Genomic DNA, 26,855 nt, shown 5'->3' with positions numbered 1-26,855 from the left:
CCCGCACCGCTGACGAACCGACCGACCCTCCACTCCCTTTCCGGCGATAGCTCACGTTCCGTCGCGGTTGGCCTCCGACTCGACCGCGTCCTCCCGAACCCTCCCGCCGCGGACGCGCGCGAACCCGAGTGCGCGAACGTCGCGCCGGACGCCCGTACAGAGGCGTTCGAGTTCGGAGTGGGCGGCGACGAGTCTCTCGTCTAAGAGCGTCGCGGGCGAGTCCATCCGCCGGCCCCCGCCGGGCGGCGTGGTGGCGCGGACGAGGCCCGCGAAGACGGCGTTCAGCGGTCGGCCGAGCGGAGACGTGCTCCGGCCCAAATCGCCCAACGCGAGTCGCCCGTCGGGACCGACCAGCGTCGCCCACGTCCGCACGGCGGCGGCGGGGTCGGGGAGCATCCCCGAGACGAACGTCGCCAGAACGGCGTCCGCCTCGCAGAGGGGCGGGCGCGTCGCGTCGCCGCGGACGACGTGGACGTTCTCCCAGCCCTCGCGTTCGACTCTGTCGCGGGCGACTGCGAGGACGCCCGGCGTGAAGTCCACGCCGACGACGGTTCCCGAGGGGCCGACGCGTTCGCGGAGGTGCGGGAAGTTCGCGCCGGTGCCGCACCCCATCTCGACGACCGTATCGCCCGGTTGCGGATCGAGGGCGGCGATGACGCTCTCGCGGAGGTCGGCGACGCCCGGCGTCCGTCGGGCGACGAGGTCGTACACCGTCGCGTACCGCGAGTAGAACTCCTGCGTCGCGGCGGTGCCGTCGGTCATGGGAGGAGGGTTCGGAGGGACCGCCCGGTCAGTTCAGGAGGGTGTCGCGGACGGTCCGTGCGACCGTGTGTGCGTCCGGACCGAGAATGTACGTTATGGCCTCGATGCCGTAACCGCCGGTCTGATAGATGACGAACGTCTCCGTCAGGTCGTCGCGGCCCGCCACCTCGTCGGCGATGGGGTCCGCCTCCGCGTCGGGGTCGAACTCGATGACGGTGTAGCCGGCGTCGGCCAACGCCGAGACGACGTTCTCGTCGTACCGGACGTTCAGGCCGGCGCTGACGTCCGCGCCGCCGCGGCGCGCGTCGAGGAGGACCGACGCGACGTGTTCGCTGACGCCGAACTCGGGGTCGCTCGGGACCGTGGCGCGACCCTTCACGTCGAAGATTCGGCCGGGGACGGCGGCGACGTCCTCGATGCCCGCCGCGTCGGGCAGACACTCCGCGAGGTTCGACCCGACGTTGGGGATGAGTCCTGCGAATCCGCTCGCGTTCGTCAGGGTTCGCAGGCCGCGCCGGACCGACGACCGGACGCGTTCGGCGTTTCGGAGGCCGCTGTCGGGGTCGTGGACGCTCAGGTCGCCGTCGTACTCGGCGAGTCCCGGCATCTCCGCTTCGTGCATCGACGCCAGCAGGTCGCCCTGTTCGAGGCGGCGGATGAGCACCTCCGCCTCGACGAGGGCCTGCACCGGCGTCATGTCGCCCGTCGCCAGTCCCTCGCCGATCCGGTCCACGAGCTCGACGACCCGTTCGTCTTCGAGGAACGCCTCGCGGCGGCCCACCTCGCCGTGGGCGTACTTCGAGACGGCGCTTTGGCTGATTCCGAGGGCGTCGGCCACCTCGCGTTGGGTGAGGCTGCGTTCGCGGAGGTCCTCCGCGAGCATCGACCGGAACGTCGGGAGGAACTCCTCGACGACAATCTCCTCGACGAACCTCATCGATCCTCCCCCGCCCGTTCGCGCGCGCCGACGAACTCGGGGTCGTCGCCGATTCGGGAGGCCTGCGGCCCCGTCTGGTTCTGGTACTTCGACCCGCGGTCGGACCCGTACGGCCGGTCGGCCGCCCGCTTCAGTTCGGTGAAGACGAGTTGGGAGACGCGCATCCCCGGCGTGAGGGCGACGGGCGCGGTGCCGAGGTTCGACAGTTCGAGCGTTATCTGCCCCTTGTAGCCGGGATCGACGATACCCGCGGTGGCGTGGATGACGATGGCCAGACGGCCGAGCGACGACCGGCCCTCGACCGTCGCCAGCAGATCCGGCGGAATCTCGACCCGTTCCTTGGTCGTCCCGAGGACGAAGTCGCCGGGGTGGAGGATGAACTCCTCGCCCTCCTCGACGTACGTCTCGGTGACGTACTTGCTCACCTCGTCCTCGCGGTTGGGGTGGATGCAGGAGATGTTCGTCCGTTGGAACTCCAGGAACTCCGTTCCGAGTCGCAGGTCGATGCTCGCCGGTTGGACCTGCATGTCGATGTCGTCTATCGGGTCCACGACGAGGTCGCCCGCCTCCAGGCGTTCGAGGATGTCCGCGTCGGAGAGTATCATACAGGAGTGAGGGCGTCGGTAGCGGGTAAAATCTCTCATTCTCGTCGCCTCCGAAACGCGACGCCCGCGGCGCGCCGTTCACGCCGTGAACGTCGTTCACGGTTCGACACGCGTTCGACCTGTGAAAATGAATCGTCGCGTGCATAATTTTCTGGACAAATATATGCTCTAACCGCGGATAATACGGCGTAATGGCAGTACATTCGACCGGCGCGGGTGGATTGCGCGAGGGGAGCGACCGGGAACGTCCGGGGACGACGGCGGCCGCAGAGGCAACGGCCGAGGGCGAAACGAAGGGCGTCTTCGACCGCGTCCTCGTCGCCGTCGAGGGAGACACCCACGAGGAGGTGGCCGAGGTGGCCGTCTCGGTGGCCGCGAGACACGGCGCGAGCGTGGACGCGCTATCGATAGTTCGGATGAACGCCTCCGTGGACCACTGGGACGTGGTGGTCGAACGGCGAGAGCGAAGCGCCGAGGCGGCACTCGACGCCGCGGGAGACGCCGCCGCGGAGGCGGGACAGTCGGTCGCGAAGCGACTCCGGTACGGCGACCCCGCCGAGGAGATAACGCTGTACGCCGAGGGGAACGGCGTCGATCTGGTCGTCCTGGGCGAACCGAACCGGACCGGCCTCCGGCGGTTCCTCTCGCCGAAGAGCGTCACCGACCGCGTGCGCAAGTCGGCGTCCGTGCCGGTTCTCACGGTCCCCGCCGCGGACGGCGCGTCGGAGACGACCGATCCGCGCGCCGCGCCGGAACCCGACTCGACGGCGTAGGCGGCGTCGGCGTCCGCCGCCCCGGAGAGAAGAACCTTTAGCCGGCGGCCGTCGATTCGGGGTATGAAACAGGCCATTGTCGCCCGCGCGGACCTCGGCATGGGCCGCGGGAAACTCGCCGCCCAGGTGGCGCACGCGTCGCTTTCGGCGTACGAGGACACCGACGACCGGACGCGCTCTCAGTGGAAGGGAAGCGGTCAAAAGAAGATCGTCCTGAAGGCCAACGGCGAGTCGAAGCTGTTCGAACTCGCGGACGCCGCCGAACGGGAGGGACTTCCCCACGCGATAATCCGCGACGCCGGGCACACGCAACTCGACCCCGGAACTGTCACCGCACTCGCCGTCGGCCCGGGGCCCGAGGACGCGGTCAACCGGGTGACGGGCGACCTCTCCCTGTACTGATATCGCCGCTTTCACATTGAACGGGCCAAATTGCTTACCTAACGGCAGGTTCCATTCCGAACGATGAAAGAGTTCGCCGCGTCTAACCCGGACGAGACGCTTCTCGACGTGTTGGAGAACGCCAACGACGTCATCACCGTTCGGGACGCCGAGACCGGCGAGACTCTCGCCGTGAGCGGGGGCGTCGAGGAGATGTTCGGCTACACCCCCGAGGAGTTCACCGCCCGGAGCATCGAGGAGTACAGCGCCGACGCCGAGGCGTTCGACCGGGAGGAGATCGAGACGCGGTTCGAGGAGGCGCGGCGCGAGGGGGAAGCCACGTTCGAGTGGAAGGTGAAGGCGAGAGACGGCACCGAGTTCTGGACCGAGGTGAACCTCTCGCGGACGGAGATCGGGGGCCGCGACTGCCTCCTGAGTGTCGTCCGCGACATCGACGACCGAAAGGAGAAGGAGAGCGAGTTAGAGCGGTACAAGCGACTCGTCTCTCTCGTCTCCGATCCGGTGTTCACCATCGACGAGGACGACCGCATCGACTTCGTCAACGACGCCGCCGTCTCGCTCAGCGGGTACTCCCGCGAGGAACTGCGGGGGGCCGACCCGAGTCGCATCGTCGAGTCCGAGGAGGACGAAGACGAGTTCGAGAAGATTCACCGACTGGCGGACGCCCCCGACGACTCCGTCAGACTGGAGGGGACCGTCCAACGCCCGGACGGGAGCACCCGAACCATCGAGGCGAACATCGCCCCTCTCCCGACCGAGAACGGGGAGTTCAGCGGTGCCGTCGGCGTCGCACGCGACATCACGGCGCGAAAGGAGAGGGAGGAACACCTCAAACGGTTCGCGAGCGTCCTCTCGCACGACCTCAGAAACCCGCTGAACGCCGCACAGGCGCAGGCGACGCTCCTCAGGGAGGCCGAGGGCGTCGAGAGCGACTACCTCGATACGCTGGATCGGCTCCACGAACGGATGGCCGACATCGTAGACGACGTGTTGACGCTGGCCCGCGAGGGGACGACGGTCGAGGACCCCGAACCGGTCGAACTGCGGCGGGCCGTCGAGAAGGCGTGGGAATCGACGCCGTCCGACGAGGGCACAGTCGTCGTCGCGGACGAACTCGGCACCGTCCGCGGCGACCCCCGGCGCGTCCGCCGCCTGTTCGAGAACCTCCTCGACAACGCCGTCACCCACGCCGGGCCCGACGTGACCGTCCGCGTCGAACCCCTCCCGGACGGCTTCGCGGTCACCGACGACGGACCGGGCATCCCGCCGGAGGAACGCGACAGCGTCTTCGAGTACGGCTACTCGACGGCCGAACGCGGGACCGGGTTTGGACTGAACATCGTCGCCGAGATAGCGAAGGCCCACGGGTGGTCGGTCTCACTCGGCGACGCGGACGCCGAAGGCACGCGGTTCGAGGTGACCGGCGTGTCGAGGTGACCGGCGCGGACGGGGTGACGGCGAGGCGGGGACGCCACGGTTATGTATCGGCAACCGAGAACGTCTACAATAGCACGATGACCGGGGACCGACCGACCGTCCTCGTCGTCGAGGACGAGGAGACGGTCGTCGAAGCGTACGCACTGTGGCTCTCGGACACGGCGGACGTCCGTACCGCGACCGACGGCGAGGAGGCCCTCGAACTCGTGGACGACGACGTGGACGCGGTGCTCCTCGACCGGCGGATGCCGGACCTCTCGGGCGACGAGACGCTGGCGAAGATACGCGAACGCGGCTACGACTGTCGCGTCGCGATGGTCACCGCGGTGGATCCCGGCGTGGAGGCGACGGAGGGGTCGTTCGACGCCTACCTGACGAAGCCCGTGACCAGAGAGGAGATAGTAGACACCGTAACGGAGCTTCTCGAACTGGTGCGCGATGACGACGCCGGGGAGTAGGCTACGCACACCTCCGAGGACTCGCTTCGCTCGTCCTCGCACGAACCGGAGGGGCCTTGTCGGTCCGGCCGGAAGGTGCGACGACCGGACCTGCCGGGGAGACACAGATGCGAGAGGCACACCCACTCGAACGGCGCGTCGGCATCGAACGGTACGTGAGCGACGCCGCGGGGACGGGCGGCCGTCTCCGGGCGTCGCCCGAGGACTTCAGGGTCCGCGAACTGGAGGCGATGGACCCCGAGCCAGCGGATTCGGACCCCGGCGACTACCCCCACCTCCTCCTGCGGGTCACCCTGCGCGGGTGGGACACGAACGACTACGCGCGCCGCCTCTCGGACGCCCTCGGCGTCAGCAGGGAACGCGTCGCGTGGGCCGGAACGAAGGACAAACACGCGGTCACGACGCAACTGTTCACCGTCCGCGACGTGGACCCCGACGAGATTCCCGAGGTGCGAGACGCCGACGCGGACGTCCTCGGACGAGTCGGACGCGACCTCGGGTTCGGCGACTTGGCGGGCAACGCCTTCGAGATTCGCGTCACCGACGCCGACCGCCCGGAGAACGCGGCAGCCGTCACCGCCGAACTCGCGTCGTTCCTCGCCGACGAGGGCGGCGACGCGAAGGACGGCGCAGGGGCCGCCGCGGGCGGTGACGGCGGCGATCCGTCGTCCCCCGCCGCCGTGGCCGTCCCCAACTACTTCGGCCACCAGCGATTCGGCAGTCGCCGCCCGGTGACCCACGAAGTCGGCCTGAGCGTCGTCCGCGGCGAGTGGCGCGAGGCCGTGTTGACGTACGCCGGCAATCCGTTCGAGGCGGAACCGGAGGGGACGCAGGAGGCGCGGCGGTTCGTGGACGAACAGGCGGCGTCGTCGGACCCCGACTGGGCCGCCGCCGTAGAGCGGATGCCGAACCGCCTGCGGTACGAGCGGTCGATGCTCCACCGCCTCGCCCAAGACGGCGCGGAGACGGACGACGACTGGCGGCACGCCCTCGAAGCCGTCCCGCGGAACCTCCAGCGACTGTTCGTCAACGCCGCCCAGTCGTACGCGTTCAACAGGATACTGAGCGAACGGCTCGAACGCGGGATGCCCCTCTCGCGCCCCGTCGAGGGCGACGTGGTCTGTTTCTCCGACCGCGACGCGCCGGAGGGCCTCTACCGACCCGACACCGACCGCACGCAGGTCGCCACCGGCCGCCGGGTGGACGTGATGGCGCGGCACTGCGAACGCGGGCGGGCGTTCGTCACCGCGCCCCTCGTCGGCACCGACACCGAGTTCGCCGAGGGCGAGGCCGGCGAGGTCGAACGCGGCGTGATGGACGAACTGGGCCTCGAACCCTCGGACTTCGACCTGCCCGGCGAGTTCGACTCCTCGGGAACGCGGCGGGCCGTCCTCCTCCGGACCGAGGTGGACGTGGAGGCGGAGTCCGACGCGTACACGCTCTCCTTTTCGCTCCCCTCGGGGTCGTACGCGACGGTGCTCCTGCGGGAGTACCTGAAGACGAGTCCGAGAGCGCAGTAAGTCGGTCTCTCGCTCTTCGTCGTCCGCACGCCCGAACCGTCTTCGCGCGAGACGGTTCGGATGACGCGGCGCTTTTATGCGGCCGCCGCTTTCCGACAAACATGGACTGTGGGCGGTGCGGGACGCCGCTAGAGAAACCGGGAGACTACTGTCTCACCTGTAACACCGCCAACTGCGACACCGTCGTCGTCGTCTTCGAACGTGCGCGCGCCGAACTGACGATGCTCGACGAGGAGGACGTGATAGGGGAGACGACGGTGACGACCATCCCCGAGGACGGCGACGAGAGTCGCGTCGTCGAACTGCGGAACTTCGCCGGACTCGTCGCCGACGAGGTGCGGCGGAAGCGCCCCGAGGAGGTGTACGCCGCGGGCGACAGAGACGTCCTCCGCGAGGCGCGCGCGCAACTGCACCACGAGTTCTTCCGCGTCGCCGGCGAGAACCCGGTCGAACGCGTCCTCGAACGGCGCGGGGAACGCGCCCTCGAAGTCGTGGAGACGCCGCCGCGGGAGAAACTCGGCGGGACGCACTCGACGCTCATCGGCGGGCGGAAGGGCCGCCGCGCCATCGGCGTCGTCGCGGGCCACCCGCACGTCAAGAAGATAATCCCCGGCCCGATAGACGCGAGCGGAAAGGGCTCCCGCACGAGTCTCCGCGCGAAGGTGACCCGCGCCGACGGCAACGGCAACGTCCGACTCCTCCTGCGCGACGGGTCGAGCGTACAGGAGAACCGCGTCGTGACGACGGCGATGGACACCGAAACCGGCGAGTTCGTCCGCGACGACCTGAACGACGCCCTGCGCGAGGCGGAACTCCAAGACGGCGCGTGAGGGGCGTCGCGGACGCCGGCGCACGCGACGGAGGCGTGCCACGCCGGCGCACGCGGCGGAGACGACTCGTAGGCTTTATCCGGCCGCCCCGGGTATCAGGCGATACTATGGCCGAAAAGAAGGCACGAAAGACCGGCAGCGCCGGTCGCTTCGGCGCGCGATACGGGCGCGTCGCCCGACGCCGGGTCAAGGAGATAGAAGCCGAGATGCGCTCCGCGAAAGTCGACGGCGACGACGTGACGCGCGTCGGCACGGGCATCTGGAAGAACGAGGAGACGGGCGAACTGTTCACCGGCGGCACGTACCGCCCGCAGACGCCCGGCGGAAAGCAGGTCCGTCGCTCCATCCGCGCGGCGCTCTCGTCGGACGACGACGAGTAACGCGGAAGATACAACACGCTTCACCACTCACGACACACAATGAGCTACAAGTGCTCTCGCTGTAAGCGCGACGTCGAACTGGACGAGTACGGCGGCGTGCGCTGTCCGTACTGCGGGCACCGCGTCCTCCTGAAGGAGCGCGCGCCCGACGTGAAGGAAGTCCCGGTCGAGTAACTCCGCTTTCTTTCTCTCTCGACTCGATGGACGGCGCGTACGACGCGACGCTCGAATTCTCCTACGCCGACGAGCGACGCGCCCGCGCCGTCGCCGAGAGCGTCCGCGTCGAAGTCGGCGAGATAGACGACGCCCGATCGGCCGCGAGCGTCGAACGCGAGGGGCGACTCGTGCGCGTCCGCGTCGACGCCGCGGACCTCGTCGCCCTCCGGGCGGGGACGAACTCGTGGCTCCGCCTCGTCTCCGTCGCGGAGACGGTGGCGGCGGACGCCGACCGGCGCTGAGACCGAGGCGCACGACGCGTCCCGGGGTCCCACTCAGCGGGCGGAATACGGGCCTTTTTCAGTCAGCATCCCGTCGGCCCGAGTATGCAGGGTAGTCTGCCGCCGGAAGCACAGGAGAAACTCGAGGAACTGCAGGACCTGCAGGAGACCGCACAGCAGGTCGCCGCGCAGAAACAGCAGGCCGAGTCCACGCTCACCGAGTCTAAGACGGCGCTCGAAACGCTCGAAGACGTCGACGAGGACACCGTGATGTACCGAGAGATCGGCGAACTGCTCGTCGAGACGGAGTACGACGAGGCGTACGACGACCTCGAAGAGAAGGTCGACACGCTCGAGATCCGCGTCGAGCAGCTCAAAAAGCAGGAAGAGCGAGTGCAGGAGCAGTTCGAGGACCTCCAGAGCGAACTCCAGCAGATGCTGCAGGGCGGCGCGGGCGGCGCGGGCGGCGGCCCGATGGGCCCCGGTGGCGCAGGCGGCGCGTAAGCGACGATGCCGTCAGACGAAGAGGTCGTGGAGACGGCCGCCGAGGCCGCGGAAGGCGTCATCTTCGCGCGCTACAAGCAGTCCGAGGTCACCGACTTCGACGTGACGGTGACGTTCGAGGACGGCGTCCTCGACGTGGACGTGTACGTCAACGCGCCCGACGACGCCGACGCCGATGCCGACGAGGTGGCCGACGAAGCGGCCCTCGCGGCGCGGGACGCCGTGGACGAACTGTTCGACGAAACCGACGCGACCGAGCAGTAACGGCCCGGTCCGCGCGGAGCGACTTTTTGACGACGTCCACTCGTTCATGAGAAATCATTATATTTCTCTGTGCTATATGGTGTCATATGGCAACGAGAAACCGAGGCGGTGGGACGCCGTTGGAGCGACTCCGAACGCACTACGAACGCACTCGGATGCGGTGTACGGCCTGCGGATACGAGGACGAGGACGGCGAGTGGACGGCGACGACGACGGGTCGTCGGGTGAGGTACGAACACGTCTGCCCGAGTTGCGGAACGGTCGATACCGCCGAGATACGGCTGTAGATCGACCGGAATCCGGAGAGAGGAAGACGGGGAGTGGCTACGCGAACAGGAAGATGAGGACGCTGACGGCCATCGCAGCGAGGATGACGGAGGCGGCGAACGCGCCGCCCATCGAGACGACGGCGTTGGCGTGACTGGCGAGCGTCTCCGTGCGGTCGTTTCCGAAGACGGTCACCTCGGCGAGTTCGACCGCCACCCCCGCCTCGACGGGTTCGCAGTCCTCCCGAGCCTCCGCCACGAGGTCGGAGACGAGCGTCCGGAGTTCGTCCCAGTCTATCGCCGCGCCGACCTGGTTGTCGGCTTTCACGGTGTTGACGATGTGGGTGTCCGTCGTCATCACCTCCGCGATATCGACCGCGTTCTCGCCCTCGGTGAGGTCCGAGAGCAGTTCGTCGCGGAGCCCCGGTTCCATGTTGTTGCCGTCCACGAGGACGTACGCCGTCGTCTGCCCGTTCACCTCGGTGACGGAGACGCGGATGCCGAGGGGGCCGATGCCCTCCATCGGCGTCCACTCCGTCCGGTGCCACGCGACGCCGAGGGAGACGTCGCCGCGTTCGGCCTCGCGCAGTTCCTCGCCCGCCAGTCCCGCGGCGGTTATCATGTCGAAGGAACGCCGCGACCCGGGGGTGACGTGACCCAAGTCGGGGCCGTCGAGGCCGTTGTTGCAGTTGTGCGCGTCCACGAGGAGGACGTCGTCCAAGCCTCTGGTCCGCGCCTCCGCCGCCGCCGAGAGGCCGACGGCGTACTCCACGTCGTCGGCGAACCCCGGCGCGTACGTCGAGACCAACACGGCGTCGTCGCCGAACCCCTGTCCGAGCATCTTCGCCTCCCCGGACTCCGTGCGGACGCTCTCGGTCGCTTCGGTGCCGTACTCGATGCTCCGGTAGGCGTCCTCGGCGGTGTCGAGGATGGTGTCCACCTCGCGTTCGGTGACGAGGTTGAAGTCGTGGCCCGCGGTGGCGTGCGGCGGGAACGCCAGCCCCTCCGAACGCCGCGCGACGCGTTCGGGGAAGTTGCCGCCGCCGATTTCGCCCATCGGCCCCGGGTGGATCATCGGCAGGACGAACCGCGCCTTCTCGGAGCCGCCGGGTTCGCGGAACGACAGGACCGTGACGGGCACGACGGCCTCCTCGCCCAGTTTCTCGAAGAACGTCTCTAACTCCCGGGAGCCCTCCGCGACGTGGCCGATGAACCCGCCGAGGAAGTCGAGCATGGAGACGCCGAGACTGCGCCGCCACGGCCGGTCCACGACGACGACGAAGCCGTAGACGAAACCGGCGTACACCGCACACATCACGCCGAGGAGGAGGAAGTGGTCGGGCGAGAGACCGGAGAGCGCGGCGGGGGCGTGGTCCGCCCGGGAGAGGTACGGCGTCAGGTACGCGCTGAGGAGCGACCCGCCGAACGAGAGAAAGCGGAGCGTTCCGCTGTAGACGAACAGGAGCACCGCCGCCGTCAGCGTCTGGATGCTCGCCGGCACCGCCGCGACGAGAATCGACAACTGCGAGACGGCCATGATGACGAGCAAGCGGAAGGCGAACACCGACGCGAGGGCGACGACGAGGGCGTCGAAGACGAACCGCTGGTCGAGGGGCGTGAACACGGAGACGGTGGCGGCGACGGTGACGATGGCGACCATGATCACCTCCGAGACGAGGGCCAGGAGCGACGACCGGTTCGGGGTCAACTTCCCCCCGACGAACCGGTCTACGCCGGTCGTGCCGAACACCGCGACGATGGTCGGGATGCCGATGAAGAAGATGCCCTCCCACGCGTCCTTCCCGAGGAAGAACAGGCCGCGCCACGTCCGGGCCGCCTCGCCCGTGTCGAACGCGGCGACGCCCGCCATCGCGGCCAGGAGGAGGGCGAACCCGAGGCTGGCGTACCAACTCGGGGCGCGGAAGATGAACCGCGATAGCCCCGCGAGGTCACTTTGAGTCGCCGTCATGCTGAGACGTTCACGTCTTCCGTAGTAAAACTCGTGCGACTACTGTTCGCAGATGCCGAGGAAGTTCTCGAACACCGCTTGGCCCTCCTCTGTGTGAGCGACTTCGGGGTGCCACTGGACGCCGTACAGGTCGCGGTCGGTGTCGCTCATCGACTCGATGCCGCAGACGTCGCTCGTTCCGGTGTGGACGAACCCCTCGGGGAGTTCCTTCACCTCGTCGGCGTGACTCGCCCAGACGCGCGTCTCCGGCGCGAGCGACCCGACGAGGGGATCCTCGTCGTCGAGGATTTCGACGTTGACGTCGGCGTACCCGCCGTAGTCGCCCGACCCCACCGCGCCGTCGAGTTCGGCGGCGAGGATCTGCATCCCGAGACAGATGCCGAGGACGGGAACGTCGAGTTCGAGGTAGTCCGCGCAGTTGCCGATGCGGTCCATGTCGGGACCGCCGGAGAGGACGACGCCGTCGGCGTCTATCTCCTCCGCGGGGGTGTCGTTGTCGAGGAGTTCGACGTCCACCCCGAGGTCGCGGAGCGCCCTGTGTTCGAGGTGGGTGAACTGACCGTGGTTGTCGATGACGACGATGCGGGTCATCAGTTGCACACCGCTAGTCGGGAAGCAGACAAAAAGCGTCCGGAACGCCTCGGCGGGGAGGCGTCGCCGAAGTCGGACGGTTCGGCGTCGTTCCGGGGAAACCCCGACAGGTAAAGTTCTCCGCCCTCTTGCGTGGGGACGTGGACACACCCGGCGTCCGTTCGTACACGCGCCTCCGACCGGCGGCGAGGGCGGCCATCGGTCTCGTCCTCGCCGTCGCCGTCCTCGCGGTGTTCGTCTGGTTCACCGGCGGCGTCGCCGTGCTTCGGGCCATCTCGCGGGCGGACCCCGGCCTCGTCGCCGTCGGGAGCGTCGCGGGCGTGGCGGCGATTCTCTCGTGGGGGGAGGCCCTCCGGCGCGCCCTCGGCGGGACGAGACCCATCGGCGGCCTGAAGTACCGCCTCACCTACCTCTCGGGCGACTTCGCCCGGCAGGTGCTCCCGATGGGACGCCTGAGCGGGTCCGCGATAATCGCGTACGCGGTGAGCAGACCGTTCGACTACGAGTACGAGGAGGGACTCGCCGCGGTGACCGTCACCGACCTCCTGAACCTCGTCTCCGCCATCTCCCTCTCGACGCTCGGCCTCGCCATCGTGTTCCTCCGCGCGGGCGTGGGCGACGTGCGGACGTTCCTCGGCGGCCTGACCGGCGCACTCGTCGTCGCCGTCGGCGTCGTCGCGTTGGTGACCCGGCGGCGACGCGCCGTCGAACGCGCCGTCGAACTCCTCTCGGGCATCGTCTACCGCGGCGCGGTTCGCCTCGGCGTCGAGTCCGTCGCCCGTCGGTTCGAACCGGAGACGATGCGCTACCGCGTCGCGAGTTACTTCGGCGCGTTGGACGCCGTCGCGGACGACAGGCGGCGCGTCGCCGCCACGGCGTCGTTCGTCGTGGTCGGGTGGATGGCGTTCGCCGCGTCGTTGACGGCGGCGGCGGCGGCGTTGGGCGTCGGCGTCCCGTTCGCCGCGGCGTTGTTCGCCGCGCCCGCCGCCGGCCTCGTCGGGTGGTCGCCGCTTCCCGGCGGGACCGGCGGCGTCGAGGTGGCGGTCACCGCCGGGTTGGTCGCCGTCGCCGGCGTCTCCGTCGAGTCCGCCGCCGCCGTCGCACTCCTCTACCGCGTCTGCAGTTACTGGGTCGTCGTCGCCGTCGACGCCCTCGCGACGGGTCTGCTGACGGCCCTCGAAGCGAGCTGACCCCTTTCAGAGCGACTCCGGGTCGAACCGCCGGTTCTCGCCGTCCCACTCCGACCTGTCGTTCTCCTCGCGGGTGTCGAGGTACACCTCCACGCCGTTGCCGTCCGGGTCGTCGAAGTACAGTGCTTTGCTGATGCGGTGGTCCACGGGGGCGAACTCGACGCCGCGGTCGGCGAGGCGTTCGGCGGTCCGCCGGAGGGCCTCGGGGGACGGCACCTCGAACGCGGCGTGGTAGAGGCCGACGCCCATCCCCGGCCCGGACGCCTCCGGACCGACCGCTTGGAGGGCCACGTCGTGGTGGTGGTCGCCGAAGGTGAGAAAGGCGTAGTTCACGTAGCGTTCGGCGACGGAGAGGCCGACGACGTCGCGGTAGAACGCGACGGCGCGGTCGATGTCGCGGACTTTGAGGTGAACGTGTCCGAGTTTCGAGGGCGCGGCCTCGGCGGGCGTCCCCCCGGTGGGCGTCTCGTCGGCGGGCGCGTCGTCGTCCATACGGCGGGTACGCGTTCGACCGTCAAGACGTTCACTCCCCCGGACGGGCGGACGGCCCTCACTCGTCGCCGAACCGGTCCGCGGCCGACTGGAAGCCGAACTCCGCTTGTTCCTTCGTCCGGCGTTCCTCGCGCGCGGCGAACGCCTCCGGGTCGGGCGAGGCGTCGTCGTCGATGCGGGCGAACGACTTGTGGACCTTCGTGTGACACCACCGACAGAGGGCGACGGTTATCTCGTGGTTCGGTTCGTCGGCGTCGCGAGACGAAGCCTCGCGGCCCGACGAGCGTCGCTCGTCGACGTCGCTACTGCTCCCGTACGACAGGTGATGTTCCTCCAACAGCGGTCTGCTATCGGACTCGTGGGCCATCCGGACCTCTTCGAGTCCGCACCGGACGCACTCGCGCCCGTCGGTGGTCGAACGGTAGTGCGGGCAGTCGCGCCAGTCGCACTCCTCGTCGGCGACGAGGCACTCGTAGTCGTCGGCGCGGCGCGCGGCGGCGAACGCCGGGTCGTCGCCCGCCCTGTCGAGGGCGAACCGGCACCGCCCGTCGCCCGTGAGGTGGTCGCAGACGCCCGCGTGGTCGTACGGGTCGTCAACCCCCACGGGCGTCCCGGTGGGCGTCTTCTCCATGTCCGTCGCTTCGGACTCCGGAGGCCTTCGTTCTTCCGTCGCGAGGCGGCGGGGCGTCCGCCGGAGTCGGAGCGACCGTCCAGCCGGTTATCCGACACGTACGCGACCTGAACTGTTTTGTAGGACGACCGCAGAAGGCAACGCGTGCAGGTCGAACACCTCCGAAACGGGAACACACGAACGCTGGCCGCAGACGTCGACGTGGCCGACTCCTTCCTCGCGAAAGCCCGCGGGCTGATGTTCCGCCGGGACGTCCCCGACGACTACGCCCTGGTCTTCCCCTTCGACGACACCGACAGGCGGAGTCTCCACATGGTGTTCGTTCCGTTCCCCATCGACGCCCTCTGGCTCTGCGGCGGCGAAGTCAAGAAGAAGAAGCGCCTCTCCGCGTGGACGGGCGTCGGGTTCGGCGTCGCCGACACCATCGTCGAACTCCCCGCGGGGGCGGCCGACGACGTGGACGTGGGCGACACGATTCGCATCGAGTGAGGCGCGAATCCGACGGACAAAATCTGTCGGGAGGGGTCGTTTTAAGTACATCCACGGCAACGGAGTGTGTGAGCACATGACTCGTGGTCGATTTATTCGGGGGTAACCCCAACAACACCCCTACATCCGTTTTGGATTCAGACGACCGGGTACAGCTTCTAGACACGACTCTGCGCGACGGAGAGCAAGCGCCGGGTATCTCGCTGACGCCCGACGAGAAGGCGGACATAGCCCGCGCTCTCGACAGGGCCGACGTCCCGTACATCGAGGCCGGTAGCGCCTGCACCGGCGAGGGCGAACGCGAGACCATCCGCAAGGTCACGTCGCTCGGACTCGACGCGACGGTGACGAGTTTCGCCCGCGGCGTGCAGAACGACGTCGACCTCGCACTCGACTGCGACGTGGACGGGGTGACCATCGTGGTCCCCGGAAGCGACAAGCACATCGAGCGAAAGGTCGGCACGACGCACGACGAGGTGGTCGAGAAGACCCAAGCGCTCGTCGCCTACGCGAAGGACCACGGCCTCTGGGTCGAGGTCATCGGCGAGGACGGGTCCCGCGCGGACCTCGACTTCCTCGAACGCCTCATGCGCGCGGCGTACGACGCGGGCGCGGACCGCCTCTGTTACGCCGACACCGTCGGACACGCCAGTCCGGAGACGACGTACGAGTACGTCGCCCGCCTGGCGGACATCGGTCCCACGTCCACCCACACCCACGACGACTTGGGGTTGGGGATGACGAACGTCTACGCCAGTCTGGCGGCGGGCGCGGACCTCGTCCACGCCACCGTCAACGGCATCGGCGAACGCGCGGGCAACGTCGCACTCGAAGAGGTCGCCATCGCGCTGTCGCACTGCTACGGCGTCGAGACGGCGAAACTCGACGAGCTGTACGACCTCGCACAGAAGGTGGCGATGGCGACGGGCGTGCCCCTGCCGCCGAACAAGGCCGTCGTGGGCGAGAACGCGTTCACCCACGAGAGCGGCATCCACACGGACGGCACGCTGAAGGACGACACGATGTACGAACCGTACCCGCCGGAGACGGTGGGTCGGGAGCGTCGCCTCGTCCTCGGCAAGCACGCCGGCCGCGCGGGCGTCCGTGCCGCACTCGAAGAGCACGGCGTGGACGTGAGCGAGGAGGAACTCGCCGCCGTCGTCGAACGCGTGAAAGCGCTCGGCGACCGAGGCAAGCGCGTCACCGACGCGGACTTGCTCGCCATCGCCGAGGACGTACAGGGCCGCGAACGCGACAGGCGCGTCGAACTGGTGGACCTCACCGCCGCGTCGGGCGGCGGGACGCCCACCGCGAGCGTCCGCCTCCGCGTGGATGACGAGGAACGCGTCGCCTCGGGCACGGGAAGCGGACCGGTGGACGCCGCCGTCGAGGCGGTTCGCTCCGCCCTCGGACCCGACGCCGACGCGCAACTGGACTCCTACCACGTCGACGCCATCACCGGCGGCACGGACGCCGTCGTCACCGTCGAGGTGGAGATGAGTCGCGGCGACCACTCCGTCACCGTCGCCGCGTCGGACGCGGACATCACCCGCGCCAGCGTGGACGCAATGGTGAACGCCCTCGACCGACTCCTGCAGGCGGAAGCCGAGGAGTCGAAACCCGCGCCGCAGGCGGACGACTGACCGGGGTCGCCCGGTAGTCGGGCACCTCGCCCGGCGACTCGTTCTCCCCGACGCCGCACGCCGCCAGCGACCGCTCTCTCGTCCGTCGATAGCGGCGAAGAGTCGAAGCCGTCAGCGGTCCGCTTCGGCGACGAGGTGGGTCCGTCCGGGGCGTCGCTCGAATCGAACGTCCATCCCTTCGAGGTTGGACCGCGCGAACTCCGCTACGTCCCACGTGGAGACGTCCGTCACGTCGATTCGTTGCGTCTCGCTCGGACGGACCGCTCGTTTCTCGACTGTCTTCGCGTGCATACTTTCACTACGGCGTGAAATGATATGTACCTCAGCCTAGGAGAGTGAAAGTAAAAACCGACCGAGGGCGCTGGTGCGGCCCAGAGATGGTACGTTCGTGGTAACTTCCGCCCGAGGGGGTCGAGCGCGCGGTTCAATATCTCGCGTCGCCTCCTAGAGCGGCGATGAAGCGAATACAGACCGAGATGGACATCGACGCGCCGCCGGAGGCGGTGTGGGACGCCCTCACCGACGTATCGGCGTACAGCGAGTGGAACCCCCAGACGGTGTGGGCGTCCGGCGAGGTTCGGGAGGGGGGCGAGGTGGCCCTCCGGGTCGAACCGAGTCGGTCGCGCCCCGCGACGCTCAAAGCGCGCGTCGAGACGGTCGAACCGGAGCGAACGCTCGTCTGGACGGCCCGACTGCCCGTCCCCGGCCTGTTCGCCGCCCGCCACGCCTTCGAGTTGGAACCGCGGCCGGACGGCGGCACGCGCCTCCGAAACACCGAGACGCTCTCGGGACTCCTCGTGCCGTTCGTCGTCCGGAAGGACGCGGAACGGGACTACCACGCGATGAACCGCGCCCTCGCCGACCGGTCGAAGTCGGTGGCCGTCGGGGGAAGCGACGGAGCGCAGAAACGCGCCGCTTGAGGGTCGAGTCTGCGAGAACGCGCCGGGGGTGAGATTGTGAACCTCACTCGCTCACTGCGTTCGCTTGCTGGTTCAAATCTCAGTAGGGCGCACAACGCACGTCACGCGTAGCGAGAGACACGGAGGTCTCTCGCCGGGTGACGTTCGGAGAAGCGCCGAGGGTGAGATTTGAACTCACGTGTCCGAATGGACAGTAGATTTCGAATCTACCGCCTTGGCCGGGCTAGGCTACCTCGGCTTGCACACGTTCGTAATCGCGGGGTTCATTAATCGGTTTCGATTTTCGCAGACATCGGGGGCGTGACCCAGACTACTAAGTCGCGTGCGGACGCGTGACAGGCATGGACATCCCCGACGCGAGCGAAGCGTGCAACGAGGTACTCCGCGAGGTGTCGCGGGCCGTCGTCGCCGACAATGCGTTCCTCGAACGAATCCTCCTCGGCGTCCTCGCGCGCGGTCACGTCCTGATAGAGGACGTGCCCGGGACTGGCAAGACGCTCACCGCCCGAAGCGTCGCCACCGCCCTCGGCCTCTCCTTCTCGCGCGTGCAGTTCACGCCGGACCTCCTCCCCTCGGACGTCACCGGGACCAACATCTACAACGAGTCGGACCGCACGTTCGAGTTCTCCGAGGGCCCCATCTTCGCGAACGTGGTCCTCGCCGACGAGATAAACCGCGCGCCGCCGAAGACGCAGGCCGCGTTGCTGGAGGCGATGGAGGAGGGGCAGGTGACGGTGGACGGCGAGACGCACGCCCTCCCGGACCCCTTCTTCGTCATCGCGACGCAGAACCCCGTCGAGAGCGAGGGAACCTTTCCCCTCCCGGAGGCGCAGGTGGACCGCTTCGTCGTCAAGACGGAGGTCGGCTACCCCGACGTCGACGGCGAAGTCGAACTCCTCCGCCGCCGCCTCGGACGGGAAGCGCGGAGCCCCGAGGTGGGGTCCGTCCTCCGCGGCGACGACGTGGCGGAACTCCGCCGCGCCCCCGAGGCGGTGCGCGTGGACGACGACGTGCTCAGGTACGTCGCGGACGTGGCGCGGGCGACTCGCACCGACCGGCGCGTCGAGGTGGGCGTCTCCCCCCGCGGGACGCAACGACTGCTCGAAACCGCCCGCGCGCACGCCGTCCTCGCGGGCCGCGAGTACGTCACCCCCGACGACGTGAAACGCGTCTCCCCGTCCGTGCTGGCGCACCGACTCGTTCTCACGCCGGACGCGCAGGTGAACGACATGCGGAAAGCCGACATCGTCGCGGACGTTCTCGAACGCGTCGCGGTGCCGACGCTCGACTGATCAGCGCCGGCGTCCGCGTCCGACCCTCCGGTCGGACTCGCCGCTTCCGCGAAGCGCGGAGACGAGAGCCACCGCGCCGAGGAGCAACAGGACCACCGCGGAGACGGGTTGGCCGCCGCCGACGGCGAGGTAGACGGCGTAACAGACGGCGGACCCGAAGACGCCGACGAGGAGCGTCGTCGCCGCGTGGACGGCGACGAGGCGCGAGGAGTCGGTTTCGCGCCCGAGTTGCTCGCCGACGCCGAGGGCGTGGTCCGCGGTGTCCCACGCGAACGCGGTTCCGAGCGCCGCCAGAAGCACGGGTTCCGGGGGGCCGCCCCGCACGCCCGCGAGGAGGACGCTCGCGAACAGGGCCGCGGCCCCCCACGTGAGGAGGCGGCGCGAGGCGCGGTAGAGGCCGACGCCGAGGAGGAGGACGCCCGCCGCCGCCGGCGCAACCGCGCTCTGCGATGCGAGCGTCGCCGAGACGAGGGTGACCGTCGCCGCGAGGAGGGCGAGCGACGACCCGAGGACGGGCGGCGAGCGGGTTATCTCGCTCACGCGGACCACCGCCGCGCGGCGCGGGCGAGTTCGGTCGCGAGGGGTTCCTCCCCCCAGTCGAGGACGCGGATGCCGGCCCGTCTGAGCCCGTCGATTCGGTTCTCGCGCTCGATTCGGGCGAGGCGGCGTCCCGGACTGTCACCGGCCGTCGGGTCCGGGCTGACAACGGTCACGAGGTGGCCGTAGGCGTCGATGCGCCGGGCGGTGAGCGTCGCCACGTCGTCGGCCAGCGGAGAGAAAAAGAGCACCTGCGCGTCCGTCGGGAGGCGGCGGCGGAGGCGGCGGATGGAGACGGCGACGAAGTACGCCTCCTCGGAGGGCGTCGGCGCGAGTGCGGGGTGAGAGCCGAACAGTTCGCGGGCGCGGACGCGGTGGTCGTCCCCCGTCCCGGGCGGGAGCCAGCACTCGTGCGGCGAGAGGGCGGCGACGCCCACCCGGTCACCGCTATCGAGGAGCGACGAGAAGGCCTGCGTCGCGGCGTCCACGCTCCGTTCGACGGCGTTCCGGTCGCCCTCGGCGGGGGCGACGTACGCCTCCTCGCGGGCGTCCACGAGGAGGACCACCGTCGCGGCGCGTTCCTCCCGGAACTCGACGGTGCCGAGTTCGCCCGTCTTCGCCCGGCGCTTCCAGTCGATGCGGTTCAGCGGGTCGCCGTGGCGGTACTCGCGGGTGGCGAAGAACTCCAGTCCGACCCCCGAGACGTCCGTCGCCACGCGACCGGTGTACTGCGTCGTGAGGCCGCGGAGCGGTAAGTCCGCCGTCGCCCCCAGCGAGGGGGTGCACCCGAGCACCGTCGCCGTCTCGGCTTCGAACTCCGCCGTGCGCTCTTCCTCGCCGCTCGGACTGCGGACGACGGCCGTCAGCGGTCCCCACTCGTGTTCGCCGCGGACCGCCTCCACCGCGTACGAGAACGTCGCCGACGCGCCGGGTCGGAGGGCGGTTCCGAGGCGCGCCGACCCCTCGACGACTTCCAACGCGGGCGGCACCTCGTCCACGAGGCGGAGGTCGGTCAGCGTCGCGTCGCCGGCGTTCGTCACCGTGACGGTGACCGTCACCCGTTCCTCAGCGTCGGGGGAGTCGTCGCTCAGTTCGCGCGTCAGTTCGAGCGTCGGCGTCGGCGCGCCGCCGAACCACGCGTAGGCGGTGTAGGCGACGCCGAGACCGGCGACGAGGAGCAACGACGGCCGCTGAGCGACGACGCCGACGGCACCGGCGACGAGCGCCGCGCCCTCGATTCCGGTCCACCGGTTCGTCTCGAAGGAGTTCATCACGCCTCCCTCCCGTCCCGCGCGCGTCGGGGCGCCTCGGACTGCCGCCGGTCGCTCTCGTCTCGGAGTCGTTCGACCGCCGCGACTGCCCGCGTCGCCCGGACCGTCGAGACGTCACCGCGGACGGCGAGGCGGAGGCGGGTTCGGAGGGGAACCGACGCGTCCGCGCCGAGGTACCGCGCCGCCACGGGGTCGTCGGTCCACGACCCCTCGTCGATTCGCGCCTCGGCCTCCGCCTCGGTGCAGTTGTCCCGGAGGACGAGCGTTCGAACCGCGGCGTCCCGGATTCGCTCTCGGACGCCGGAGGACCCGCGCGTGCCGCGCCACCCGCCCGACGCGGAGAGTTTCCGGTCGGCGTCCTCGCCCGGAACCGGAACCCGGTACCGACGCTCCGTGTCGCCCGTCTCCGTCTCGAAGACGGTCACGTTCCGCCGCCGCAGGGCGTACCGGAGGCCCTGAACGCCCGCGATGAGGCCGACGAACGTCACGAACAGGGACGTCGCGCTCAGTCCGGGGACGGCGTACCCCGCCAGACCGGCGAGGCCGCCGAGGACGAAGACGCCGCCCGCCGCCGCGGTCAGGTCGGACGCGTTCACGTCTCGGCCCCCGCGTCGGCGTACGTCGATTCGATTCGGCGGAGCGCTTCGACCGCCCGCGCCTCTCGCTCCTCGGTCGGCGCCTCGCCGCCGTAGCGCACGTCCTCGAACAGATGAGTGAGTTCGTCCACGTCGTCGCGCGCCATCCCGGCGGCCGCCGCCGCGTCAGCGAACTCGCCGGGCGTGCTCGCTTTCGGGTTCGAGATGTCGAGGAGATCGGTCATCTCCCCCCACGCGCGGTACACCTCGTTCTCGACGTCGGCGTCGCGTTCGATTCTGTCGGCCGCCGCGCCCGCCGCCCGCCCGATGTCGCCGACGTCCACCTCCGGTTCGTCCTCCTCCTCGGCGAGGGCGGCGTCGGACGCCTCGTCGTCGCCCGTCGAGAGAAAGAGGAGGGCGACCGCTCCGACGAGTGCGAGGGCGAGGACGAGGCCGAAGACGACGCTTGGGGCCGTCAGTTGCCCGTCGCCCGAACCCGGAACCCCCCCGCCGCCGCGGGGCACCGAGACGTTCGGGAGTTCGCCCCCCGGCGCTGCGCCGAGCGACGACCCGCCGACCGAACAGACCGTCAGAAACGCCCACAGCACGTACCCCGGAACGCCGAACGAGACGAGGACGGCGGCGACGGGGAGCGCCGACCGCGTCTCCCTGTACGTCGCGGCGACGAGTCCCGCGAACAGAGCGAGAAGGGCGAACATCACCAGCGGACGGGTGAGAAACGGGATGCAGACGGGGGCGAAGAGCGCTCCGCCCGATCCGCCCGTTCGACCTGGACCGAACCCGTCCGCCGTCGTCGGTCCGGCACCGGTCGCGCCCGAGGATCCGACCCCGCCGCCCGTCCCGCCGGTCACTGCCGTATCGATGGTGGCCGCCGCGACGCCGAGGGCGACGAGTGCGAGGAGGGCGAGGGCGAGCGTCCGACCGGCCGAACGGTTCACGACACGGGATACCGCGACGCACGATAAAGTAGTTTCGAGCGAGGACAGTCCACCGGAGACGAATCGGACTCGCCGAGCGCCGCGCCGCACGTCTCAGGTCCCTCTCGCAGCAGCCGACTCCGGGGGCTAAAGTTAAATCGGGGTGACACGAAGGCGAAGACGTGTCGGTCGTCGGACTCGAACGGAACGCTCAAGTGTGCGGTGAACAGCCCGTCAAACGGCTACTACCGCGGTCTCGTTCTCTCTACAGAAATCGTTCCAGACTTGCTGGAATTTTCGATTCGGGGTGGAACTTTATTGTCAAACTAAGTAAAGGTTAAAGTAGTCGTGCTGAGTATCCAAAATTGTCTCCGGGACACCTCCCCGTGCAGGAGTGTCGTGGAGATACGACGGCCCCGAAACCCCCCAAAGACCCTGACCGGTGTGCCGGGACGAACTCTCCCAACCGGGGGACGCCGTTCCCCGTCCCCGTTCTTCGGCCCTCCGAGCGAATCGATTCTCTCCGCTGGGTTTAGGTTCACCCGTTCCCGATTGGCCTTTTATGAGCAGTAGAGAGCGTGAATCGTTCGTCGAATTCGTCACGAGTTCCGCCACCCGTGAGTCGGTCCTCTGTCGAGTGGCGGACGCGCCCGCGACGACGCAGACCCTCTGTGGCGAACTCGACGGGAGCGAATCCGGTATCTACGCGGCTACCAGTCAACTCGAAAAGAAGGGTCTGCTCCGGCGCGAGGGCGACGAGTGGTCGCTCACCGGCCTCGGCCTCGTCGTCCGGGAAGTCGTGACCGACCGCCGCAAACTGGACGACCTGCTCCGGGCGAACAGCGACTACTGGCGGACACACGACGTGACGGCCCTGCCGAAGGCGTTCCGGTGCCGACTGCAGTCGCTTCTGAAGTCGGACGTGCTTCAGGTGTCGGACGCCGACCCCGCGGGCATCGTCCGCCTCATCCGCGAACGTCTCGTCGAATCCAAGCGAGTCGACGTCGCCGCGCCGGTACACTTCCCGGACCTCGGACAGACCCTCAGGGAGGTGTGCGCGGAGTATCCGGGCCGCCTCCTCGTCACCGAGGCCGTCATCGAGGAGATTCGACGCCACGACGGCGGCGAGGTGCCGGTGCCGGAGAACCTCTCGATTCGAATCGCCGACATCGACTTCGCCCTCGCCGTGACGGACGGGATGTCGTTCCTCTCGCTTCCGACTCTCGACGGGGAGTACGACGCGAGGACCGAAATCGTGGCCGACGACGACGAGTCCAACGAGTGGGCCCTGGACCTGTTCGAGTGGTCGTGGCGGCGGGCGATGCCCATCGAGGAGCACTCCGTCCCGACGCGTCGCATCTGAATCCGCCTCGCCGGTCTTCCCCGGTCCTCGCTCTCTACCCTACCCTCCCTCGACTCGTTCTCCGCGTCCGCCTCCTCCCTCCGTCGCACCAACTCCGGAATATCCGTTCTCACGTTCTATACTCTTCCTCTAGTCTGAATTTGACATTCGAGTGTTATGTGCTGATTTATTCGCACCGTCTCCCGAATCCTCGCGCCTCGGTGAGTCTATCGGGAGGTCCCGCCGACGCCATCCGATTATCAAACGCGAAACTGTTCCTCTATCCTTAAATACCGAGACGAGCCAAGTCGTCGTCATGTTCGGAGCGAGGACCGTCGCGCGGAGGAGTCGATGAGTCGCGGGCCGACGCTCTCCGTCGGGGGGACGGGGGCGGACGAGGCGGACGAACGGGTACCCGCGCCCGTGCCGCCGTCGGACGGCGACGCGTGGTACGCGCCCGACGTTCGGGCGCAGTACGAAGTCGCACCGGGCGTGGTGACGACGGTGCGCGACGACGCCGACGGCGTCGGGTTCGTCTACGAGGTTCGAGAACCCGGGTTGGGGCCCCGCGAGGAGGAGGCCCTCGAAGCGATTCGGTCGCACTTCTCCGTCGTCAACCGGCGGCGACCGCTCACCCGCGAAGGCACCGCGGAACGCGCATCGGGCGGCGTACCGCCGAAGTACCGCCGCGTGTTCGACCGACTGCTCGACGCCTCGCCCGCCGCCCGGCGGCGCATCGAGTACTACGCCCTCAGGGAACTGCGCTTGCTCGGCGAGGTGACCCCCCTCGCACTCGACGACCGAATCGACGTGGTGGACGTGGGAGACGAGGACGGGAGCGGTTCGCTCGTCGTCCACACGCGGAACTACGCGCCCGCGGTCACCGAGTACCGCGCCGACGCCGAGTTCGCCGACAGAGTCGCGGGCGAACGGCTTCGACACTACACCGTCCCGTTCTGCGGGTTCGACGTGGACGTGGTCGTCTACCGCGAACACCTCCTGGGTGACGACCGGTTCACGACGAAGTACGCCGTCCTCGAACCCGACCTGCTCCCCGGCGACGAGGAACTCATAGACGAGTGCAAGGAGCGAATCTGGGAGGCGAACGTGGACGAAGTCGTCGAGGACAGACGCGCGTTCGTCGCCGAACGCGCCCGGCGGTTCCTCTCTCGACAGCTCACCGCGCGCAACACCCGCGCGTGGGTGGAGGCGACGGAGTACCGCGTTCGGACCGCACTCGCCGAGTACGGTCTGGCCGTTCCTCCCGTGGACCGGCGGTTCGCCGAGGACCGCTTGGACGACTTGGTGTACTACGTCCTCCGCGACTACGTGGGCGAGGGCGTCCTCACGATTCCCATCCGAGACGGGCACCTCGAAGACGTAGAGGCGAACCGCGTCGGCGAACGCGTGAAGGTCATCCCGCGCGCGGGCATCGGCGACGTTGACGAGACGCTCTGCATCTCGTCTGCCAACCGGAACGCTTCGCGTTCCGGTGACGTCGCCGAAGGGACTTCGGCGGGACGACAGACTGGGTCTGTCGACGGGAACCGCGTGCCGACGAACCTCGCCTTCAAGGACGAGACGAGTTTCGTCAACGTCGTCACCCAACTCGCGGCGTCCGACGGTGTGGAGTTGAGCGCGAGCCAACCGTCCGCGAAGGTGAACTACCGGCCGGAGGGGCGAGGCGGCGATGCGGGCACGGACGACGGAGGCGAGACGATTCGCTGCGCCGTCGCCCTGCCGGTCATCTCCGAGGGCGGCCCGCACGTCTCCATCCGCAAGCAGTCCGCGGAACCGATGACGCCCGTGGACTTGGTCGAACTCGGGTCCCTCCCGACGGAACTGGTCGCCCTGCTGTGGATGCTGTACGAACGCCACCGCGTCGTCCTCTTCTCGGGACCGACGGGCGTCGGGAAGACGACGCTGATGAACGCGAGGAGTCAGCATCTACTAGTAGATGGTTGTTCTGACCAGCTACAGCATCGCACCAGTGATTGCGATAAGCGTCCCTATCACAGCGATAACCAATCCAGAATTTCGGCATGAACGTTCAATAGAGAGGGTCAGTAGCTCTACTAAGATTCTCTGAGCGCGGGTCCCACGAAGGAATATTTGTTCGTCCCCGTTTGGATACTCAACTTGGATTTGTGCTGCCACGTTCTTCACCTTAACCGGCAGTCGGTCGGGCGGCTCATCCAGTCCATGAGAATCCACATAATCAACTAGTTCCCTCGAAACACGGCGATTCTCGATAGTAAATCGATTGCCCGCAGCGCTCTCTTTTACGCGCTTCCTCAGTTCAAATAGGTCACGAGTGGCAGGTGCATTTTGGTAAAATCGGCGTCGAATGGGTCGGTCTAAGTCGGGTACGACACGGACAAAGGTCCCTACCCCCGTCAAGAGAATACCAATAGCGGATACGATTTGACCCAGCATTCGTCTTTACGGATTCTGCTAGCCATTATGAATTTGTCTGACACCGTACCCAGTGACCGAGACCACACTACAAGGTGTGAACGCGCTGATACCGCGTTCTCGTCGGTCTTATCGCTCTTATTAGAAGACAGAGACGGCCAATTGAGGATTTAGTGTGTAGGAGATAGATAGGTCGGCCATGCGGCGTATCTCCAAGAAACACGTACTCCTGATTTCGGGTATTGTTTTCATTCTTAGTATCGTTGTAGCCTTTGTCGATTGCAAAATTCTGGTTGGCTGTTCTCTTCCCCTTCTATCCTCTCTCCTTTCAATAGTTCTCAGTCTTCTTGGAACAGTCATACTGGCTATACCCTCGCTAACAGCTGAGTTTGAGGATAGTGCTCAGATAAGGGAAGCGAAGGAACATGACGAACACATGAGGTCTGCCTATGAACAGTTGAAAGAGGGAAAGGAATTGGAAGAGGGTAGAGCTGAATTTGAAGCGATGACGACGTTCCTTCAAGTGCAAATAGATATTGAACAATCCCCATCTACTATTTCCGGCGGAAGATTCAGCGGCGCATTGAAGAATCACAGAGAGGTTCTGGTAGACGGCAAAAACGTAGACATATCAACACGAGATATCCAGCATGAGATGATGTCGTATTCGGAACGAGTGGACTCAGCAGAGGAATTTGAAGATGAAGAACAAGAGAGGAGATACGTTGAAATGGGATGCCTTATATATGGTGAGGCGATTTTCTTTCAGGCCCTCTCTACAGTACTATCCCAGAGCGGTTCTCTCAGCATACCGATTTGACGTAGTAAAGCGCCACTATCACTAGCCCCTCCTTCGATGAACTGGACTCTGTTCGGTTGAGAATCCCACGTTTATCGAAAAATTCGAATCCGTATTACGCCCGGACGTCGTTGAAGAGTGGTTATCGAAGGTTAACGAGGCCGCTCAACCGTATAGAATCGACGA

General features: G+C 67.9%; 31 protein-coding genes, 1 tRNA gene and 1 pseudogene. 20 read left to right on the top strand and 13 right to left on the bottom strand.

Features of this window, described 5'->3' with window-relative positions:
• Positions 1-51: 51 nt before the first annotated feature.
• Genes ACZ522_RS14465 through dcd form a run of 3 tightly spaced genes read right to left on the bottom strand, consistent with a single transcriptional unit; the run spans position 52 to position 2,304 of the window.
• Positions 52-762 carry a class I SAM-dependent methyltransferase gene (locus tag ACZ522_RS14465; protein ID WP_379698168.1) on the bottom strand — a complete coding sequence of 237 codons (711 nt, stop codon included), beginning with the start codon at positions 760-762 and terminating at the stop codon, positions 52-54.
• Between the two features lie 28 nt (positions 763-790).
• Positions 791-1,699, bottom strand: a complete 909-nt coding sequence (locus ACZ522_RS14460; protein ID WP_379698171.1) for a thiamine-phosphate synthase family protein — start codon at positions 1,697-1,699, stop codon at positions 791-793.
• Positions 1,696-2,304: a dCTP deaminase gene (gene dcd / locus ACZ522_RS14455; protein ID WP_379698174.1), complete on the bottom strand. Its 609-nt coding sequence runs from the start codon at positions 2,302-2,304 to the stop codon at positions 1,696-1,698. Before dcd ends, ACZ522_RS14460 begins: the two co-directional genes overlap by 4 nt.
• Positions 2,305-2,495: 191 nt before the next feature.
• Between dcd and ACZ522_RS14450 the strand changes: the two genes are divergently transcribed.
• The 12 genes from ACZ522_RS14450 (at position 2,496) to ACZ522_RS14395 (ending at position 9,596) form a co-directional block, all read left to right on the top strand.
• Positions 2,496-3,077 carry a universal stress protein gene (locus ACZ522_RS14450; RefSeq protein ID WP_379698177.1) on the top strand — a complete coding sequence of 194 codons (582 nt, stop codon included), beginning with the start codon at positions 2,496-2,498 and terminating at the stop codon, positions 3,075-3,077.
• Positions 3,078-3,140: 63 nt separating this feature from the next.
• On the top strand, positions 3,141-3,479 hold the full coding sequence (pth2, locus tag ACZ522_RS14445) for a peptidyl-tRNA hydrolase Pth2 (RefSeq protein WP_379698179.1): 339 nt from the start codon (positions 3,141-3,143) through the stop codon (positions 3,477-3,479).
• 63 nt (positions 3,480-3,542) lie between these two features.
• Entirely contained in the window at positions 3,543-4,916 is a 1,374-nt protein-coding gene (locus tag ACZ522_RS14440) for a PAS domain S-box protein (RefSeq protein WP_379698181.1), read from the top strand.
• A 77-nt stretch (positions 4,917-4,993) separates the two neighbouring features.
• Positions 4,994-5,374 (top strand): response regulator, encoded by a 381-nt coding sequence (locus ACZ522_RS14435; RefSeq protein ID WP_379698184.1) that lies wholly within the window; start codon positions 4,994-4,996, stop codon positions 5,372-5,374.
• A 107-nt stretch (positions 5,375-5,481) separates the two neighbouring features.
• Positions 5,482-6,894: a tRNA pseudouridine(13) synthase TruD gene (gene truD, locus ACZ522_RS14430; RefSeq protein ID WP_379698187.1), complete on the top strand. Its 1,413-nt coding sequence runs from the start codon at positions 5,482-5,484 to the stop codon at positions 6,892-6,894.
• 101 nt (positions 6,895-6,995) lie between these two features.
• A complete protein-coding gene (locus tag ACZ522_RS14425) occupies positions 6,996-7,724 on the top strand; it encodes a DUF2103 domain-containing protein (protein ID WP_379698190.1) in 729 nt (242 codons plus the stop codon).
• 107 nt (positions 7,725-7,831) lie between these two features.
• Positions 7,832-8,104 carry an eL43 family ribosomal protein gene (locus ACZ522_RS14420; protein ID WP_092537642.1) on the top strand — a complete coding sequence of 91 codons (273 nt, stop codon included), beginning with the start codon at positions 7,832-7,834 and terminating at the stop codon, positions 8,102-8,104.
• Positions 8,105-8,143: 39 nt separating this feature from the next.
• Positions 8,144-8,278 carry a DNA-directed RNA polymerase subunit P gene (locus ACZ522_RS14415; RefSeq protein ID WP_089764242.1) on the top strand — a complete coding sequence of 45 codons (135 nt, stop codon included), beginning with the start codon at positions 8,144-8,146 and terminating at the stop codon, positions 8,276-8,278.
• Between the two features lie 26 nt (positions 8,279-8,304).
• Positions 8,305-8,562, top strand: a complete 258-nt coding sequence (locus tag ACZ522_RS14410; protein WP_379698194.1) for a KEOPS complex subunit Pcc1 — start codon at positions 8,305-8,307, stop codon at positions 8,560-8,562.
• A gap of 84 nt (positions 8,563-8,646) precedes the next feature.
• Positions 8,647-9,045, top strand: a complete 399-nt coding sequence (locus ACZ522_RS14405) for a prefoldin subunit beta (protein ID WP_379698195.1) — start codon at positions 8,647-8,649, stop codon at positions 9,043-9,045.
• A 6-nt stretch (positions 9,046-9,051) separates the two neighbouring features.
• Positions 9,052-9,309: a DUF3194 domain-containing protein gene (locus ACZ522_RS14400; protein ID WP_379698198.1), complete on the top strand. Its 258-nt coding sequence runs from the start codon at positions 9,052-9,054 to the stop codon at positions 9,307-9,309.
• A gap of 86 nt (positions 9,310-9,395) precedes the next feature.
• Positions 9,396-9,596: an HVO_0649 family zinc finger protein gene (locus ACZ522_RS14395; protein WP_379698201.1), complete on the top strand. Its 201-nt coding sequence runs from the start codon at positions 9,396-9,398 to the stop codon at positions 9,594-9,596.
• Between the two features lie 37 nt (positions 9,597-9,633).
• Here ACZ522_RS14395 and ACZ522_RS14390 read toward each other — a convergent pair whose 3' ends face one another.
• Together ACZ522_RS14390 and ACZ522_RS14385 are read right to left on the bottom strand one after the other, a co-directional pair.
• Positions 9,634-11,544, bottom strand: coding sequence for a DUF2070 family protein (locus tag ACZ522_RS14390; RefSeq protein WP_379698204.1), 1,911 nt, complete (start codon positions 11,542-11,544; stop codon positions 9,634-9,636).
• A 39-nt stretch (positions 11,545-11,583) separates the two neighbouring features.
• The gene (locus ACZ522_RS14385) at positions 11,584-12,135 is read right to left on the bottom strand and encodes a GMP synthase subunit A (protein ID WP_379698207.1); all 552 of its coding nucleotides are present in this window, start codon (positions 12,133-12,135) and stop codon (positions 11,584-11,586) included.
• Between the two features lie 140 nt (positions 12,136-12,275).
• On the opposite strand from ACZ522_RS14385, the gene ACZ522_RS14380 reads away from it, so the two are divergent.
• Positions 12,276-13,325: a flippase-like domain-containing protein gene (locus ACZ522_RS14380; protein ID WP_379698210.1), complete on the top strand. Its 1,050-nt coding sequence runs from the start codon at positions 12,276-12,278 to the stop codon at positions 13,323-13,325.
• Positions 13,326-13,331: 6 nt separating this feature from the next.
• Here ACZ522_RS14380 and ACZ522_RS14375 read toward each other — a convergent pair whose 3' ends face one another.
• Positions 13,332-13,817 carry a VOC family protein gene (locus ACZ522_RS14375; RefSeq protein ID WP_379698213.1) on the bottom strand — a complete coding sequence of 162 codons (486 nt, stop codon included), beginning with the start codon at positions 13,815-13,817 and terminating at the stop codon, positions 13,332-13,334.
• Positions 13,818-13,875: 58 nt separating this feature from the next.
• On the bottom strand, positions 13,876-14,448 hold the full coding sequence (locus ACZ522_RS14370; RefSeq protein ID WP_379698215.1) for a DUF7097 family protein: 573 nt from the start codon (positions 14,446-14,448) through the stop codon (positions 13,876-13,878).
• Between the two features lie 144 nt (positions 14,449-14,592).
• On the opposite strand from ACZ522_RS14370, the gene ACZ522_RS14365 reads away from it, so the two are divergent.
• On the top strand, positions 14,593-14,937 hold the full coding sequence (locus tag ACZ522_RS14365; protein ID WP_379698218.1) for a DUF192 domain-containing protein: 345 nt from the start codon (positions 14,593-14,595) through the stop codon (positions 14,935-14,937).
• Between the two features lie 83 nt (positions 14,938-15,020).
• Positions 15,021-16,580, top strand: a complete 1,560-nt coding sequence (locus ACZ522_RS14360) for a (R)-citramalate synthase (RefSeq protein WP_379698221.1) — start codon at positions 15,021-15,023, stop codon at positions 16,578-16,580.
• Positions 16,581-16,691: 111 nt separating this feature from the next.
• Here the strand turns inward: ACZ522_RS14360 and ACZ522_RS14355 are convergent, their stop codons facing one another.
• Complete coding sequence (locus tag ACZ522_RS14355) at positions 16,692-16,871, bottom strand: hypothetical protein (RefSeq protein WP_379698224.1); 180 nt, start codon at positions 16,869-16,871, stop codon at positions 16,692-16,694.
• 164 nt (positions 16,872-17,035) lie between these two features.
• On the opposite strand from ACZ522_RS14355, the gene ACZ522_RS14350 reads away from it, so the two are divergent.
• The gene (locus ACZ522_RS14350) at positions 17,036-17,500 is read left to right on the top strand and encodes an SRPBCC family protein (RefSeq protein ID WP_379698227.1); all 465 of its coding nucleotides are present in this window, start codon (positions 17,036-17,038) and stop codon (positions 17,498-17,500) included.
• A 153-nt stretch (positions 17,501-17,653) separates the two neighbouring features.
• On the opposite strand, the gene ACZ522_RS14345 is transcribed toward ACZ522_RS14350, so the two are convergent.
• Positions 17,654-17,738, bottom strand: a tRNA-Ser gene (locus ACZ522_RS14345).
• A gap of 103 nt (positions 17,739-17,841) precedes the next feature.
• Between ACZ522_RS14345 and ACZ522_RS14340 the strand changes: the two genes are divergently transcribed.
• A complete protein-coding gene (locus ACZ522_RS14340) occupies positions 17,842-18,792 on the top strand; it encodes an AAA family ATPase (RefSeq protein ID WP_379698230.1) in 951 nt (316 codons plus the stop codon).
• On the opposite strand, the gene ACZ522_RS14335 is transcribed toward ACZ522_RS14340, so the two are convergent.
• The 4 genes from ACZ522_RS14335 to ACZ522_RS14320 are packed head-to-tail and all read right to left on the bottom strand — an operon-like array spanning position 18,793 to position 22,134.
• The gene (locus ACZ522_RS14335; protein WP_379698233.1) at positions 18,793-19,332 is read right to left on the bottom strand and encodes a DUF7519 family protein; all 540 of its coding nucleotides are present in this window, start codon (positions 19,330-19,332) and stop codon (positions 18,793-18,795) included.
• Complete coding sequence (locus ACZ522_RS14330; RefSeq protein WP_379698236.1) at positions 19,329-20,603, bottom strand: DUF58 domain-containing protein; 1,275 nt, start codon at positions 20,601-20,603, stop codon at positions 19,329-19,331. Before ACZ522_RS14330 ends, ACZ522_RS14335 begins: the two co-directional genes overlap by 4 nt.
• Complete coding sequence (locus ACZ522_RS14325) at positions 20,600-21,196, bottom strand: DUF7269 family protein (protein ID WP_379698239.1); 597 nt, start codon at positions 21,194-21,196, stop codon at positions 20,600-20,602. The genes ACZ522_RS14330 and ACZ522_RS14325 overlap by 4 nt, the downstream gene beginning before the upstream one ends.
• On the bottom strand, positions 21,193-22,134 hold the full coding sequence (locus ACZ522_RS14320; protein WP_379698242.1) for a DUF4129 domain-containing protein: 942 nt from the start codon (positions 22,132-22,134) through the stop codon (positions 21,193-21,195). The genes ACZ522_RS14325 and ACZ522_RS14320 overlap by 4 nt, the downstream gene beginning before the upstream one ends.
• Positions 22,135-22,675: 541 nt before the next feature.
• On the opposite strand from ACZ522_RS14320, the gene ACZ522_RS14315 reads away from it, so the two are divergent.
• The 3 genes and pseudogenes from ACZ522_RS14315 to ACZ522_RS14305 all read left to right on the top strand — a co-directional run bounded on the left by ACZ522_RS14315 (position 22,676) and on the right by ACZ522_RS14305 (position 26,690).
• A complete protein-coding gene (locus tag ACZ522_RS14315; RefSeq protein ID WP_379698245.1) occupies positions 22,676-23,476 on the top strand; it encodes a helix-turn-helix transcriptional regulator in 801 nt (266 codons plus the stop codon).
• Between the two features lie 330 nt (positions 23,477-23,806).
• Positions 23,807-25,495, top strand: a pseudogene (locus ACZ522_RS14310) (ATPase, T2SS/T4P/T4SS family); the annotation flags it as partial.
• Between the two features lie 574 nt (positions 25,496-26,069).
• Positions 26,070-26,690 carry a hypothetical protein gene (locus ACZ522_RS14305; protein ID WP_379698247.1) on the top strand — a complete coding sequence of 207 codons (621 nt, stop codon included), beginning with the start codon at positions 26,070-26,072 and terminating at the stop codon, positions 26,688-26,690.
• Positions 26,691-26,855: the final 165 nt, after the last annotated feature.

It is taken from the genome of Halopelagius fulvigenes (assembly GCF_055398025.1).
The sequence above is the reverse complement of the archived record's forward strand: the minus strand, read 5'-3'. Positions and strand labels throughout refer to the sequence as shown.

Coding starts and splice junctions, on each gene's coding strand:
- pth2 (WP_379698179.1), top strand. CDS start 3,141: ATGAAACAGGCCATTGTCGCCCGCGCGGACCTCGGCATGGGCCGCGGG.
- ACZ522_RS14425 (WP_379698190.1), top strand. CDS start 6,996: ATGGACTGTGGGCGGTGCGGGACGCCGCTAGAGAAACCGGGAGACTAC.
- ACZ522_RS14440 (WP_379698181.1), top strand. CDS start 3,543: ATGAAAGAGTTCGCCGCGTCTAACCCGGACGAGACGCTTCTCGACGTG.
- ACZ522_RS14375 (WP_379698213.1), bottom strand. CDS start 13,817: ATGGACGACGACGCGCCCGCCGACGAGACGCCCACCGGGGGGACGCCC.
- ACZ522_RS14305 (WP_379698247.1), top strand. CDS start 26,070: ATGCGGCGTATCTCCAAGAAACACGTACTCCTGATTTCGGGTATTGTT.
- ACZ522_RS14340 (WP_379698230.1), top strand. CDS start 17,842: ATGGACATCCCCGACGCGAGCGAAGCGTGCAACGAGGTACTCCGCGAG.
- ACZ522_RS14435 (WP_379698184.1), top strand. CDS start 4,994: ATGACCGGGGACCGACCGACCGTCCTCGTCGTCGAGGACGAGGAGACG.
- ACZ522_RS14410 (WP_379698194.1), top strand. CDS start 8,305: ATGGACGGCGCGTACGACGCGACGCTCGAATTCTCCTACGCCGACGAG.
- ACZ522_RS14460 (WP_379698171.1), bottom strand. CDS start 1,699: ATGAGGTTCGTCGAGGAGATTGTCGTCGAGGAGTTCCTCCCGACGTTC.
- ACZ522_RS14390 (WP_379698204.1), bottom strand. CDS start 11,544: ATGACGGCGACTCAAAGTGACCTCGCGGGGCTATCGCGGTTCATCTTC.
- ACZ522_RS14370 (WP_379698215.1), bottom strand. CDS start 14,448: ATGGAGAAGACGCCCACCGGGACGCCCGTGGGGGTTGACGACCCGTAC.
- ACZ522_RS14395 (WP_379698201.1), top strand. CDS start 9,396: ATGGCAACGAGAAACCGAGGCGGTGGGACGCCGTTGGAGCGACTCCGA.
- ACZ522_RS14400 (WP_379698198.1), top strand. CDS start 9,052: ATGCCGTCAGACGAAGAGGTCGTGGAGACGGCCGCCGAGGCCGCGGAA.
- ACZ522_RS14350 (WP_379698227.1), top strand. CDS start 17,036: ATGAAGCGAATACAGACCGAGATGGACATCGACGCGCCGCCGGAGGCG.
- ACZ522_RS14420 (WP_092537642.1), top strand. CDS start 7,832: ATGGCCGAAAAGAAGGCACGAAAGACCGGCAGCGCCGGTCGCTTCGGC.
- ACZ522_RS14315 (WP_379698245.1), top strand. CDS start 22,676: ATGAGCAGTAGAGAGCGTGAATCGTTCGTCGAATTCGTCACGAGTTCC.
- ACZ522_RS14405 (WP_379698195.1), top strand. CDS start 8,647: ATGCAGGGTAGTCTGCCGCCGGAAGCACAGGAGAAACTCGAGGAACTG.
- ACZ522_RS14450 (WP_379698177.1), top strand. CDS start 2,496: ATGGCAGTACATTCGACCGGCGCGGGTGGATTGCGCGAGGGGAGCGAC.
- ACZ522_RS14385 (WP_379698207.1), bottom strand. CDS start 12,135: ATGACCCGCATCGTCGTCATCGACAACCACGGTCAGTTCACCCACCTC.
- truD (WP_379698187.1), top strand. CDS start 5,482: ATGCGAGAGGCACACCCACTCGAACGGCGCGTCGGCATCGAACGGTAC.
- dcd (WP_379698174.1), bottom strand. CDS start 2,304: ATGATACTCTCCGACGCGGACATCCTCGAACGCCTGGAGGCGGGCGAC.
- ACZ522_RS14355 (WP_379698224.1), bottom strand. CDS start 16,871: ATGCACGCGAAGACAGTCGAGAAACGAGCGGTCCGTCCGAGCGAGACG.
- ACZ522_RS14415 (WP_089764242.1), top strand. CDS start 8,144: ATGAGCTACAAGTGCTCTCGCTGTAAGCGCGACGTCGAACTGGACGAG.
- ACZ522_RS14465 (WP_379698168.1), bottom strand. CDS start 762: ATGACCGACGGCACCGCCGCGACGCAGGAGTTCTACTCGCGGTACGCG.